The following is an 11,510-nucleotide window of genomic DNA, read 5'->3' on the forward strand; positions in this document are numbered from 1 at the left end:
AAGCACAACATTTTTGAAGGCGACGCCTAACTATCCAATCGTGTTGTGCCTGAATGCATATTTTGAGATGTTCGACCAGCGTGAGCTGGTCTGCATCAAGCGACACCTCCGCAGAAGAAGGCTTGTTCGCCATTCCGCTGACATAGAAGCTCGGCGCTTCAGTTAAAGCAGAGAGACAATCATCATGGCCCAAAAAAAGACGAGCATGGCGATGCAGGCCGGGCGGAAGAGATAAAATCGCTGCCAGTTCGTGAGGCGGAGGTCGTTGTAGTGTATTGACCTGTCAAGTTTGACGTGATCCATTTCGCTATCGACAGAAAAATCACCACCATTCTTCTTGTAGAAATTATACTCCCGAACCTGCGCGATAATCTGTTGCACAGCCAGAAGGCCAACCGCGATAAGAGCCGCAGAAAAAATGACTATCTTGAGTATCAGCAAGCGTTTCTCCTGTGCGATCTGTTGAAACGGCGACCTATCCGGGTTTGAATCTAAACGTGGGAGACGAAGTGCCAAACCGCTTCAATGGATGCAGTTGTCTTTAAAAACTAAGCAATGTCGATTTTTTCGTCCAGTATCTGACAATGATGTGGCGTTGTATTTCGGACAGGCGGAAGATGGGCTTCCACGAGCTCGCTGCGGACACAGGAATAAACTGTCATGTGACGTTGTATATGAGAGCATCGGATTGCGCCTGAAGGAGGTAGACGGAACTGTAAAAGCAAAGATCAGAAAATTTTCGTCGAGGAAGACGAGAAAATCGGGATTTTATCAGCAAAAATAGAAATGAATTTAATATGATTGGCGTGTTTGTTAGAGTAGTAATACTTGCGGCTGCATTGTCTGCTTTTTTGGAGACGTCCGGGGCAGCGGCGAATGTTGAGGTAATAAAGCTAGTAAAAACTCATGTCACGATAATCGTCGATAATGCTGTGCTTCAAACCGGCGGAACGGTTCTCGTGGTGCCCCAAAAAGTCTCCCGGGACGCTTGGGATAGACTGCCCAAGCGACCGGAAAATTCTCTGCTTCGGAATAATCCGAAATCTCGGGTGATCGGGGACGAGGATAGATTGCTGGAGGTGAGGGTCTCCAGTAAGGTTTCCGTTGTTGAGTTCGATTATCCAGCCGATGGGACTTACGGGTTTAATCTGGTTCCCGGCGATAACACTAGGCCGTCTGCCCTGCGCACGAAGCGCATTTTGGTGGGCAGCGGATATTATACCGATCAAAAGACAGGAACGCGGGGGGACTGGGGCGAAGTTTCAACGATCCACATCTATGGGTCGGACGTTGATGAGAGTTTTAGCCGATCGGTCAGAATGTCATCCAACGAAATAATGAATATTGGCGCCGACAGAATCGTGGGTGAGGGATTTGTCGTACATCGGCTCAGTGATAGTCAAATAGACCGTGCGGTGATCAAAGAGCCGAAATAAAAACGAATATGTCTTCCCATATCCCGGCAGGCCGTCGACATGAGGCAACGATGAAATCCGATCGATATGGAATAGACAAAGAATTCTGCCGCAGGAACGGTTTTAGGATCTTCTTTGGGGTGGATTGGCTGGATGACGCCGAATTTGAAGCCTTCAAGGCATTTTTCGGCTCGCGTCAATTGTTCGTCTCAAGCGGGGATAAACCACTTGAGCAATCACCCGCCTCCTCGTTTTCCGAGGCTGTGAAACTGGAGAGTGAATTTGTCGATGGCGACAAGTATATTCTCTCACCTAATGACGCGTTTGTTTATGTAAGCGATGATCGCGATGTTTACCTCGTTGCCGCATCGAGCGAGCGTCTTGCAACGTTGATCACTGAAAAATCGGCCCCCGGCGGGAAGACATATTCTTCCCTCGTGCGCAGCGGCACAGTCGAACCTAAGAGGCAGGTCAGGGCTTTATTCGACTATTGGGCAGATCTGAATTTCGAGTTCGCCTGAACAGCTGGCTGCGCAAGTTCGAGGTTAAGACCCCGGTAATCCCTGGCATGTGCGCTCGGTTCAATGGTTGACGCGGTTCGCGGTCTCAACGCATACGCTGCGCGCCGCGGCATTCTCTTTTCGCAAAGATGTTCGGGACACATCGTGGTCGGTGACGGGAATACCCGCATGCTCCGTGTGAAAGAGTCATTGGCGGCACACGGGAGACCCAATCCAACGAGGTTCTGACCTGCGTGCCTTGGACGATTGAAGTGCGACGACGGCGGGCCGGTGGGGAAATGATAGCGAGAACTGAACGTTGAAGACCGCGAAATTCTCGCCCAACTCGCTCACTTACCGGCGCGGCATGATGAGCTCGATGCCGAAGGTGAGCGGATACTGCGAACGTAGTGCTCCGCATTCGGGCCATGAGTTCTCGTTTGTCACCGATTACCCGGCGAGCCGCCGTGCCTTCTATCATATACGAGAATGGGTTTGCCTCGAAATTGCGAAGGGTTTCGATCTCCTTTGGCTTTGCCTTGAAATCGCGACTGGTGCGCAACGAGCGACGCGGATCGACGCTTGACGGTCTGGCCGACTAGTTTGATTTCTTTCGGCTCGGCTGCCCACCCACGGAGGTATGCAATGACCATCATTGATGCCAGTGAACTGGAGTAGGTTTGATCCGGCATCTGCCGAAAAATGTGCCCCAACCCGTTTGCACGGTTTATCGAAAGGTGACCGTGCGATTTTGGGCTGTGGATACATTTGCTTTACGCGTATTTATCTCAATGGTTGCAAGATACATTGTTCGTGTTGTGCTTTGATTTTGGGGATTGAATTGAATGAAGACGGCTTTGCTTCTTTGTGCCGCCGCGATGGCGTTGGCTGGCTGCCAGACTTCGGCGCCCCAATCGGTTTTGGACACGCAGCGTCCTCCGTCCAGATCGATTAAACGCGACTATGTGGACGCGCTGCGCGGAACCATCAAACCTGGAGATTTCACGAAAGCCCAGATTTCAAGTGTGGTGCTACTCGATCCTGAGAGGCGGATTTATGCTTTTTGTACTCGGACGGCAGAACGTTCCAACCCGGATTGGTCCTATATCGGCGTAGCCTTAAAACACAACGTGAGCGTGGACTCCTCAAAGAACGATTACCGCTGCCGTGACAAGCGGCTGAGGTATTACGAGTTTCCTGAATTATTGAATATGAAGTCTTGATAGAACGGGCAAGGCGGCGCCAGACTCGTTTCCGCGCCGTCATCTTCGCTCCTGTCATTGGATGCAGTGGCGAGCCGGACTAGATGTCCGCCGTCGCGCAGCATGAGCGTCAGCCTGCCTATATTGGCCCATTTCAGTGGGTCATTTACGGCGGATTTTCAATTAATTGACCCATTATAATGGGTGTTTTAGACGCATTCTTGCCGCCCGCGGAGATTTCACAGCGGTTTCAGCGTGACAAGCGCTGCTCATCATCAATCAGGATCAACTGATGTGGGACGGTGTCTCCCCATGTCCAAAGGACGACGTTGAGGTCGATATCAGTCGCCCCCGGAGCAAAGCTCCTGACGATCAAACCGCAAAAGCCCTCGTTTTTCAGAGACCGGGCAAGACGTTGTGTGGGGGCTTCACCGAACACATTCATGTCGTCTCGCCAAGTCGGGGTGCTGAGAGTTTGAGCGTCAATACCATGATCATGAAGCAGGGCGCCATCGCGAGTATCAAACAGCGGTGTGATGTCCGCATCGTAGGAGACGAGAGTTGTGGGCTGTAAGCTGCCTGCCTGATTTGCTTCCTTCAATGCCGTGATGACTGTCACTGACGTGTAGAGTGCAGGCATGCCTTTTGGATTGAATCTGCCGCCATAAAGCTCGGCACCTCGCCCGGAGAGCGGCTCACGAGCGTAAACCGGATTAAGGGCTCGGTAGAGCTTGCCCTGGTACTTCATCAAGGGTCATGCATGTACGCCAGCGTCGATCGCGTCGATGTATTCGAGTACTTCGTGAGCGCGCCCGTCTCGAACAAGCTGCATTGCTGTGTGGCCAGAAAAGCCTGAGAGAGGCTCTGAACGATACCAGGCATATGCCATGAGCGCAGAACCGAAACGGGCCTCAACCTTGTTGATGACTTCGATCATTTCGCGCAGTCGCCGTTGGGTTTTGTCCGACTTGATGCGTTCTTTGCGCTGTACCGCATCTTTGCCCAACCCGGCACTGCGCGCGATATCGTCGCTTGTTGTATGAAGAACGTCGGCGATTTTTCCCGGCGCGAACAGCCCGTTGTCAGCATATTGTGCGAGAGCCATGTTCGCCTCCTCAAATTTACCAAAGATACTGACGCAATATAGCGTCAAAATTACAGGCATTCAAGGTGTCCCTTATAGCTGCAAGTCGCTATATCTTCATGCTGGATGCCGTCGCCATGAACGTTCGTGCAGCGGTTGCCTCCAAGTAGGGCACCGGGACGAAACCGTGTTCCGCAGCCGCAGTAGGAAGCCCCCGCCATGCGGTCGAAAGTGGCAACGAACAGGATTTTCGGCGATGCCCGATGATCATTTTTGCGCCACAAGCGGTCAGGCCGACCCTTGGGCTCTGTCCTACCAATCAATTGACGAAACCTAATAGTTGTGCCACGAAAAATTAGCCGGTATCCGGCCGCTACTTCTAAAGGAGGAACATTATGGGGCAGATCGAACTCTAAGCGCATAAGCGCGAGTTTATCCTTTCGCTTGTGCGCCAAGCCCGAAGTTTATCGAGCATTTGGAGCACTTATGCGAGCTATCGCGATCACGCCGCTTGTCGGCGGAGACGTCTTTGACGTCAGTTCCGACAGGGGCGGAATCTTTACTGTATCTATCATTCAGGATTTTGGTAACGGCTCCGTTCTTGTCCGTATTTTATACGGCGAGATTACTGATGATGGGTGGGAATCTTTTGGTCTATTTGACGGAAAAACTTTCTGTGTCGACAGGGAGCGACTTACCAATCGGCATCCCTTGCGCTGAACTCCTTTCGGCCATCCCTCAAATTGCGGGGATGGCCGCTTAGGGCCGAGAGGCGTCTTCCGCTTCGCGCCAACAGCGGTCGTGAAGAGCTTGCAATCAGCGTCAACGAGCGGCAGACAAGCGGACCGGTATCACCTTGAGCTTCGAAAGTTCGGTGCACGTGGCCCGAAGATCGGCAATGCTGAAAGAATGGCGTGTGCCGTCAGGAGCTTCACAAGCGATCACCGCACTGCCCTCGGTCCATGGATCCGCGTGCAGCGAATAGATACAGTGCGCGAGAAGGTTTCGGACGCGAGCGACTTTTTCGATTGGTTCGAGGAGCTCATGGGCTCGCTCTGGATAATTAGACTGAATGTATGTCCGCCAGTGGGAAAACACCGGGCCCTTCAAGATCTGGTTTTGAGGTCCAGCTCGCTTCAAGTGTTCTCTAATCTTGTTTTCGAGGAAACACCAGCAAACCAGCACCTGTCCAATCTCGAACTTGAGATCGTCCAATGTAGGGTGGATGGCTTCTGATGCGCTCATGTTACCTTTCTAGCTGACATTCTAACTCCCGAAAAGTCGCCGGAGAGAACTCAAAGTGATGAAAGAACTGAGATAAGGGGCCGGAGGTCGTTAGGACGCAAATGCGCCAAAAACGGTCCATTGTCGATCTGATCGCATTTACTTAGTATCTCTTCAGTCCGGAGGTAGGATCATTGTTTTCCAAGGCCTTCACCGCGTTGATGGCGGCTGCGAACCTGATCGTGATGGCTCATGTCTCTGCCATGGCCGCTGAAGAGGTCCACTTTTCAAGTGAACCGGTGAAGCTCAGCGCCTTACGTGAAAGGCTTGCCGAGCAAAGGGGGGAAGCTATTCCGTCCCAAGCAGGCACTCCGCTGGTGGGCTATCTGAGCCGGCCTAAAGGCGCGGGTCCCTTCCCGGCGATAGTGGTCCTGCACGGGTGCGGTGGACTTGGACCAAGGCTGAAGAACGATGTTGCGGGTCGCCTGGTCTCGCATGGCTACGTGGTCCTTGCGGTCGACAGTTTGCCGAAGAGCATTTTGAAAAGCAGTTTAGGAACGCAGTCGATTTTCTGAAAGGTTCGAAGTTCTTTGTGCAGGAAGAAAACATCAACCTCGCAACATTCAATCTCCATCAATCAGTCGAAACAGCCTACTCCTGCTATCTGCTGACACACACAAATTACACGCCGGCCTCACACAACCTCAAATTCCTGCGTGGACTTTCAGAGGATCGGGATCACCGTTTGATCGACATCTGGCCGCGCGACCGTCAGCGATTTACCACATGGTACAACATCCTGAATGAGGCCTACGTCAAGGCACGCTATTCGAAGCGTTTCGAAGTTTCTGAAGAGGCGCTGACCTGGCTTCAGGTGCGGACGGCGGAACTTCACAGGCTGGTTGAGACGCTCTGCCGTGAGCACATAGAAAAGCTCAAACACGCCGCGGAACAAGCCGCAATTTCCAGCGACTGAGGTTCACGGGTGGCAGAATAATCCTGAGCTCACGCAGCAGCCACCGCAGCGTCCTGAACCATAGGGTCAGCAAGCCCCGGGAATAGACAACCACTGCAATGGAATATGGGACGTGATGGTCGAGCCTGTCTGGACGGGAACGCGCTCCCCTATAGCGCCGAAGTGAGCGGAAGGACAGGCGTGATTCTTGCTGTGACGGCACAATGAGTAGGCATTCTGAATGAGATCGAAGGCGCGTTAGGCGGGATCGTTTCACTCTTTGCCGGTGACAATCGGTAAAGTCGTAAGATGCCTGTCGATGGCCCCGACAACATCATTGTGCATGGGAAGATTGGTCTTTTCGGTCTCCCATCTTTCCATGAATAGAGCAACGGTTTCGTTGGCGGTGTCGAGGACGAGCCTCTTGGCCAGGTTGGCTTTTGCGGATAGATGTGCCAGCTCGTCCGTTGTGAAACCGGTGAAATCCTTCGTCCTGCTGAAGGTCAGTGTGGATTTCTCGTTTGCGATATACGGATCACCACTCTTGTCCGCCGCAGTGCGAGACAAAGACAAATCAGTTTGACATTTTGGTTATTAAGTCAGTTTGACTGAGTTTATGATGTTTTTTGTAAACTTGAATCAGGTTTGAATATGCATTATTATGCTCAGTATGGCTGAGCAACGCACGTCACTTTTAAACCGGCTTGAACGAGATCTTCCCGAGGGACTGGTCGTAGATGCCGCATGGCTTGAGGAGCGTGGCATAGCCAGCAATCTGCGCGCTTATTATGTCAAGAACGATTGGTTGGAACAGCCAGTGCGCAGCGTTTATAGAAAACCGCGCGGCGAACTGAACTGGCAGCAGGTGGTCATATCGCTCCAGACTCTGCTTTCGAGAATGCCGCTTCACGTTGGCGGCCGCACTGCGCTGGAGCTACAGGGCTATGCGCATTACCTCTCTTATGAGATGAAGACTGTCCACCTTTACGGTATTGAAAAGCCACCTGCCTGGCTGGGCAAGCTGAACCTTTCCCAGCGCTTTGTTTATCACAACAGCGCGACCTTGTTCCCCAACGATCCGACCAGCCAAGGGCCAGGCGGCCTTGCATGGCATACCGCCGATGGACAAGGAAGTGGCCTGACCACTGTTGGGTGGGGGCATTGGGACTGGCCGCTGATGCTTTCACGGCCCGAACGGGCCTATCTCGAAATGCTCGACGAACTGCCGCGCCACGAGAGTTTTCATCAGGCCGACATGATCATGCAAAATGCTGCAAATTTCAGTCCAAGGCGGCTGCAAAAACTGCTGAAGGATTGCGACAGCGTGAAGGTCAAGCGGCTTTTCTTCTTCTTTGCTGATCGCCACAGCCATGCCTGGCTCAAGCGTCTGGATAAGACGGCAATCGATCTGGGCAAGGGTAAACGTATGCTTGTCCCTGGCGGCAAGCTTGATTCGGCCTATCTCATCACCGTACCAGAGGATCTCGATGCCGTTTCGTGACCAGTACCAAGCCCAGGTCCGGCTGCTGATGCGCCTCATTCCCATCGTTGCCCGTGAAACATGCTTTGCTCTAAAGGGCGGTACGGCGATCAATCTGTTTGTGCGAGACCTGCCGCGTCTCTCCGTTGATATCGATCTAATGTATTTGCCCATGCACGAAAGGTCTGAGGCGCTGGTGGAAATCGACGCTGCCATGAAACGCATCAAGACTTCCGCATTGACAGATCTGCGCGGCGCACGCGTCACCGAAAACGTGCATGATGGCGCTGTCTTGCGGCTTCTTGTGATGGCAGAGGGAACGCAGGTGAAGATCGAAGTCTCACCCGTCCTGCGGGGTGTCGTTCACGAACCGTTCATCGCCCCCGTCACCGAAGCCGTTGAAGAGGTGTTCGGCTTTGCGGAAACCAATGTCGTTTCATTCGAAGACCTTTTTGCGGGCAAGCTTGTTGCCGCGCTGGACCGCCAACATCCGCGCGACCTTTTCGATGTGCGGGGTTTGCTTACCCATGAGGGCCTGAGCGATGAACTTCGCGAAGCGTTCATTATTTATCTGCTTAGCCACAATCGCCCGATGGGTGAAGTGCTGTCGGGCCGCGTCAAAGACCTTGCGAATGAATACCGCAACGGCTTTGAGGGCATGACCGAGGAGGTTATTGCCATAGAAGAACTTATCGAGACGCAGCATGAAATGATAGAGACACTGATCGGAGGAATGCCTGATCATCACCGCGCATTTTTGATCGGCTTTGAGCTCGGTGAACCGGACTGGTCATTATTGAGGATCAGCTATGTCGCGGAACTTCCGGCGATACGCTGGCGGCAGCGCAATCTGGATAAACTCAATCCCGACCAACGATCCGACCTGGTTGAATTGCTGCGGGCCTCCCTTGAAAGGCGCACAAAGTGATAGGAGCTTTGCGGTATGGTCCCTGATCAGGCTGCCGCTCTGAGGTCGAAATTCGCGTGGATCACGTCGTAGGGGACATGAACCTTTCCGTCTTCGGTTTGTTCGAAGATACCCCAGCCCGACAATGCGGACACGTCCTCGTGGACACGCTTGACGTCACGTTCGACGGATCGGGCAAATCCGCGTATGCTCGATGGACCGATCTTCTCAAGATGTTCAATCAATTCCCACCTTTAGGGGGTGATGACAAAAAAAGCTGTGCGGGCGACGAAAAGGTGAAGATGACGATGATCGCCTTTGCCGCGTTCGTGTCGAAACCGACGATACGCCTGCCGTCCTTGCCATAAAACACTCGATACTCGAACAGGTGCGTCCTACCGCGAACGGGTTCCGGCACCTGTATAAAAAATCCTGAAACTTTCATGAATTGGAAGGATCAAGAATTATGTCTTCGTTGGTTGACCAGATTTCTGCAGCCGGATTGGCTGATCGTTTTCTGAATCACCGGCAACTCGCCGAGTTGCTGGGCGGCAGTGGCGCGCGCCGTTATGGCCTTGTCAACCGCGCTTTGAAAGACGGGTCCCTCATCCGCCTGAAGCGTGGTTGTTATGTGCTGGCGCGACGCTATCGACGTGACCCGGTTCATCCGTTTGCCGTCGCCCAAAACCTCGTGCCGGGCAGCTATATCTCTTTCGAAACAGCACTGTCATTTCATGGATGGATTCCAGAGGCGGTGTTTGTTACGTCCAGTGTTTCACCTGGACGGAAAAGCCAGGATTTTTCGACGCCCGGGTTCGGGTCCTTCAGCTATCATCCTCTGGCGATCAACGATTATCGGTTCATGACGAGTGTTGACCGTGTCCCGCTCAACGGATCGATTGCGTTCGTTGCTAGGCCTCTTCGTGCGCTTATGGATCTGGTAGCGCTCCGCAAGGTGGAGTGGAGCGGGCTTGAATGGCTGACGATTGGTATGAGGATTGAGGAAGATGCCCTTTTCGGATTGCGACGTAAGGATTTTACGGCATTGAAGCCGGTGTACAAGCACAAGGCTGCAAATGCTTTTCTCCGGGCGTTGGAGGGTACAGCTTCACCTGTCAGACCATAGAGGGAAGACCTGTGGGCTGAGATTCAGTGAAAGGGGTGAAATTTATCACAGCGCTCAATTAATTCAGCATTTACAGGATTGCTGTATTTTATGGATTTACTTTTGTGACCGTCTATCCTCGCGATTCAAGACGGGAGTGTGTTTGATAGCAGGTTCAGGTAATTCCTACACCACGAGTGATCTTTCCAGGAAGTCGGGTGATATTATCGCTGAGGCGCTTCGTCATCCGGTGACGGTCACCCAGCGCAACAAGCCTCGTCTGGTTCTTCTTAATATCGAGGATTATGAACGTTTGATGCGGCAGTCTGATCTGCGTGCGGTTGGCACTATTGATAATATGTCTGACGCTTTGCTAGAGGAATTTGAGGCCGCAGCCGACACTTATGCGGAAACTGAAGAGACGGTTCGGTGAACGGTTTCGATAAGATCGAGACTGCAGGCGTAATCCGCTACCCCTATCTGTGGAGGGAGGCTTCCCGCGGTGAAACTGAAGGCTCGAAGCGGTGATGGTTTGCGTTGCGGCCCCTGATCAGGCTGCCGCTCTGAGGTCGAAATTCGCGTGGATGACTTCGTAGGGTACGTGAACCTTTCCGTCTTCGGTTTGTTCGAATATACCCCAGTCCGACAATGCGGACACGTCCTCGTGGACACGCTTAACGTCACGTTCGACGGATCGGGCAAGTCCGCGTATGCTCGATGGACCGATCTTCTGAAGATGTTCAATCAATTCCCACCTTTTGGGGGTGATGACAGAAAAAAGCTGTGCGGGCGACGAAAAGGTGAAGACTGCCACGGGTTCTGAGGGATTGCCTGAACGCATGGCGTTCGTTGCCCTTTCAAAAACCTCATTGAGGGCAGCTTCGCTGTCTGCTCTGATTTGAATCAAGGCTTCTCTCATGGCTTCTTCCTCCTCTTGATTATCTCCTTCCGAAAGTCGGACAGGAGGGCATCGGTCGTTGTAAACATGTAAGGATGCTCGTCGCCGTCGAGATTGCAATGATCGCCTTTGCCGCGTTCGTTGTCGAAACCGACGATGCGCCGACCATCCTTGCCAAAAAACAGTCGATACTTGAACAGGTGCGCGCTACCGGGAACGGGTTCTGGCACCTTCCACACGACGATCTCGACAATCGCACCATCTGGCAAAACAGTTTTCGAACGTTCCACAAGTACCGCGGCAATCATGTTGTCGTTTATGCCATCACAACACGCTGTTGTCAAGGATGCCAACGCAGCTTTGAGGTTGTTTTGGCGGCAGGTTGCAGGATGTTTATGCTTGGAATATTTTACTGATTTATCGGCTTTAAATACATATATGATTATTTTTATACTTGATGCAAGGAATAAATTACCGTTATTAACTTATGTGAACGATCGCGGCGCGCTATTGGTTTGAGGCAGGGGAGTGTCACTCGCAAACATATAATTTATGTAGGCGTGGCGCTAAAACATATAAATAGTTTAAGTAGACTGTTGCTGTGAAAAGTGGGGAGTTTGATTGGCGGATTTGGCTTGTTGTACGGGCGGGCAATTTGAACTGCCTGCAATCAAGTGATTTATATAGGTTTTTGCATGAAGGATGAATTATTTATTGGTGGAGCAGAGAGGGAATCTGAT

The 11,510-nt window shown here is 52.3% G+C and carries 17 protein-coding genes and 1 pseudogene; 11 read left to right on the forward strand and 7 right to left on the reverse strand.

Annotated elements, in window-relative coordinates; genetic code table 11:
• Positions 1 to 162: 162 nt before the first annotated feature.
• The gene (locus tag FS804_RS20940) at positions 163 to 441 is read right to left on the reverse strand and encodes a hypothetical protein (protein ID WP_144578779.1); all 279 of its coding nucleotides are present in this window, start codon (positions 439 to 441) and stop codon (positions 163 to 165) included.
• Between the two features lie 356 nt (positions 442 to 797).
• On the opposite strand from FS804_RS20940, the gene FS804_RS20945 reads away from it, so the two are divergent.
• The 3 genes from FS804_RS20945 to FS804_RS20960 all read left to right on the forward strand — a co-directional run bounded on the left by FS804_RS20945 (position 798) and on the right by FS804_RS20960 (position 3,138).
• Positions 798 to 1,436, forward strand: a complete 639-nt coding sequence (locus FS804_RS20945) for a hypothetical protein (RefSeq protein ID WP_144578780.1) — start codon at positions 798 to 800, stop codon at positions 1,434 to 1,436.
• 50 nt (positions 1,437 to 1,486) lie between these two features.
• Positions 1,487 to 1,936 (forward strand): hypothetical protein, encoded by a 450-nt coding sequence (locus FS804_RS20950; RefSeq protein WP_063951793.1) that lies wholly within the window; start codon positions 1,487 to 1,489, stop codon positions 1,934 to 1,936.
• Positions 1,937 to 2,760: 824 nt separating this feature from the next.
• A complete protein-coding gene (locus FS804_RS20960) occupies positions 2,761 to 3,138 on the forward strand; it encodes a hypothetical protein (RefSeq protein ID WP_081093215.1) in 378 nt (125 codons plus the stop codon).
• Between the two features lie 229 nt (positions 3,139 to 3,367).
• Here FS804_RS20960 and FS804_RS20965 read toward each other — a convergent pair whose 3' ends face one another.
• Together FS804_RS20965 and FS804_RS20970 are read right to left on the reverse strand one after the other, a co-directional pair.
• Positions 3,368 to 3,865, reverse strand: coding sequence for an RES family NAD+ phosphorylase (locus tag FS804_RS20965; protein WP_035210585.1), 498 nt, complete (start codon positions 3,863 to 3,865; stop codon positions 3,368 to 3,370).
• A gap of 6 nt (positions 3,866 to 3,871) precedes the next feature.
• On the reverse strand, positions 3,872 to 4,222 hold the full coding sequence (locus FS804_RS20970) for an MbcA/ParS/Xre antitoxin family protein (protein WP_022563984.1): 351 nt from the start codon (positions 4,220 to 4,222) through the stop codon (positions 3,872 to 3,874).
• A 465-nt stretch (positions 4,223 to 4,687) separates the two neighbouring features.
• Between FS804_RS20970 and FS804_RS20975 the strand changes: the two genes are divergently transcribed.
• Entirely contained in the window at positions 4,688 to 4,921 is a 234-nt protein-coding gene (locus FS804_RS20975) for a hypothetical protein (protein WP_063951794.1), read from the forward strand.
• A gap of 102 nt (positions 4,922 to 5,023) precedes the next feature.
• Here the strand turns inward: FS804_RS20975 and FS804_RS20980 are convergent, their stop codons facing one another.
• The gene (locus tag FS804_RS20980) at positions 5,024 to 5,446 is read right to left on the reverse strand and encodes a hypothetical protein (protein ID WP_144578782.1); all 423 of its coding nucleotides are present in this window, start codon (positions 5,444 to 5,446) and stop codon (positions 5,024 to 5,026) included.
• 242 nt (positions 5,447 to 5,688) lie between these two features.
• Between FS804_RS20980 and FS804_RS20985 the strand changes: the two genes are divergently transcribed.
• On the forward strand, positions 5,689 to 6,000 hold the full coding sequence (locus FS804_RS20985; RefSeq protein WP_330220097.1) for a dienelactone hydrolase family protein: 312 nt from the start codon (positions 5,689 to 5,691) through the stop codon (positions 5,998 to 6,000).
• Positions 5,952 to 6,401: pseudogene (locus FS804_RS20990) on the forward strand (HEPN domain-containing protein); the annotation flags it as partial. The gene FS804_RS20985 and the pseudogene FS804_RS20990, both read left to right, overlap by 49 nt.
• 252 nt (positions 6,402 to 6,653) lie before the next feature.
• Here the strand turns inward: FS804_RS20990 and FS804_RS20995 are convergent.
• Positions 6,654 to 6,947: a hypothetical protein gene (locus tag FS804_RS20995; protein ID WP_186376941.1), complete on the reverse strand. Its 294-nt coding sequence runs from the start codon at positions 6,945 to 6,947 to the stop codon at positions 6,654 to 6,656.
• A gap of 103 nt (positions 6,948 to 7,050) precedes the next feature.
• Between FS804_RS20995 and FS804_RS21000 the strand changes: the two genes are divergently transcribed.
• The 5 genes from FS804_RS21000 (at position 7,051) to FS804_RS21020 (ending at position 10,305) form a co-directional block, all read left to right on the forward strand.
• On the forward strand, positions 7,051 to 7,881 hold the full coding sequence (locus FS804_RS21000; protein WP_063951797.1) for a type IV toxin-antitoxin system AbiEi family antitoxin domain-containing protein: 831 nt from the start codon (positions 7,051 to 7,053) through the stop codon (positions 7,879 to 7,881).
• Positions 7,868 to 8,788, forward strand: coding sequence for a nucleotidyl transferase AbiEii/AbiGii toxin family protein (locus tag FS804_RS21005; protein WP_144578797.1), 921 nt, complete (start codon positions 7,868 to 7,870; stop codon positions 8,786 to 8,788). The genes FS804_RS21000 and FS804_RS21005 overlap by 14 nt, the downstream gene beginning before the upstream one ends.
• A gap of 140 nt (positions 8,789 to 8,928) precedes the next feature.
• Positions 8,929 to 9,135 (forward strand): hypothetical protein, encoded by a 207-nt coding sequence (locus FS804_RS25040; RefSeq protein ID WP_155737591.1) that lies wholly within the window; start codon positions 8,929 to 8,931, stop codon positions 9,133 to 9,135.
• 98 nt (positions 9,136 to 9,233) lie between these two features.
• A complete protein-coding gene (locus tag FS804_RS21015) occupies positions 9,234 to 9,893 on the forward strand; it encodes a hypothetical protein (protein WP_144578784.1) in 660 nt (219 codons plus the stop codon).
• A 145-nt stretch (positions 9,894 to 10,038) separates the two neighbouring features.
• Positions 10,039 to 10,305, forward strand: a complete 267-nt coding sequence (locus tag FS804_RS21020; protein ID WP_144578798.1) for a type II toxin-antitoxin system prevent-host-death family antitoxin — start codon at positions 10,039 to 10,041, stop codon at positions 10,303 to 10,305.
• Positions 10,306 to 10,422: 117 nt separating this feature from the next.
• Here FS804_RS21020 and FS804_RS21025 read toward each other — a convergent pair whose 3' ends face one another.
• Both FS804_RS21025 and FS804_RS21030 read right to left on the reverse strand, forming a co-directional pair.
• Positions 10,423 to 10,791, reverse strand: coding sequence for a hypothetical protein (locus tag FS804_RS21025; protein WP_004444360.1), 369 nt, complete (start codon positions 10,789 to 10,791; stop codon positions 10,423 to 10,425).
• Positions 10,788 to 11,078: a DUF6516 family protein gene (locus FS804_RS21030; protein ID WP_144578785.1), complete on the reverse strand. Its 291-nt coding sequence runs from the start codon at positions 11,076 to 11,078 to the stop codon at positions 10,788 to 10,790. The genes FS804_RS21025 and FS804_RS21030 overlap by 4 nt, the downstream gene beginning before the upstream one ends.
• Positions 11,079 to 11,510: the final 432 nt, after the last annotated feature.

The organism is Agrobacterium sp. DE0009 (genome assembly GCF_007680755.1).
GTDB classification, from domain to species: Bacteria; Pseudomonadota; Alphaproteobacteria; order Rhizobiales; family Rhizobiaceae; genus Agrobacterium; species Agrobacterium tumefaciens_B.

Bases quoted from the DNA above. Each gene is read 5' to 3' on its own strand.
- FS804_RS21005 (WP_144578797.1), top strand. From the start codon at position 7,868: ATGCCGTTTCGTGACCAGTACCAAGCCCAGGTCCGGCTGCTGATGCGC.
- FS804_RS20965 (WP_035210585.1), bottom strand. From the start codon at position 3,865: ATGAAGTACCAGGGCAAGCTCTACCGAGCCCTTAATCCGGTTTACGCT.
- FS804_RS20980 (WP_144578782.1), bottom strand. From the start codon at position 5,446: ATGAGCGCATCAGAAGCCATCCACCCTACATTGGACGATCTCAAGTTC.
- FS804_RS20945 (WP_144578780.1), top strand. From the start codon at position 798: ATGATTGGCGTGTTTGTTAGAGTAGTAATACTTGCGGCTGCATTGTCT.
- FS804_RS21025 (WP_004444360.1), bottom strand. From the start codon at position 10,791: ATGAGAGAAGCCTTGATTCAAATCAGAGCAGACAGCGAAGCTGCCCTC.
- FS804_RS21000 (WP_063951797.1), top strand. From the start codon at position 7,051: ATGGCTGAGCAACGCACGTCACTTTTAAACCGGCTTGAACGAGATCTT.
- FS804_RS21030 (WP_144578785.1), bottom strand. From the start codon at position 11,078: ATGATTGCCGCGGTACTTGTGGAACGTTCGAAAACTGTTTTGCCAGAT.
- FS804_RS20975 (WP_063951794.1), top strand. From the start codon at position 4,688: ATGCGAGCTATCGCGATCACGCCGCTTGTCGGCGGAGACGTCTTTGAC.
- FS804_RS20950 (WP_063951793.1), top strand. From the start codon at position 1,487: ATGAAATCCGATCGATATGGAATAGACAAAGAATTCTGCCGCAGGAAC.
- FS804_RS20960 (WP_081093215.1), top strand. From the start codon at position 2,761: ATGAAGACGGCTTTGCTTCTTTGTGCCGCCGCGATGGCGTTGGCTGGC.
- FS804_RS21015 (WP_144578784.1), top strand. From the start codon at position 9,234: ATGTCTTCGTTGGTTGACCAGATTTCTGCAGCCGGATTGGCTGATCGT.
- FS804_RS20985 (WP_330220097.1), top strand. From the start codon at position 5,689: ATGGCCGCTGAAGAGGTCCACTTTTCAAGTGAACCGGTGAAGCTCAGC.
- FS804_RS20970 (WP_022563984.1), bottom strand. From the start codon at position 4,222: ATGGCTCTCGCACAATATGCTGACAACGGGCTGTTCGCGCCGGGAAAA.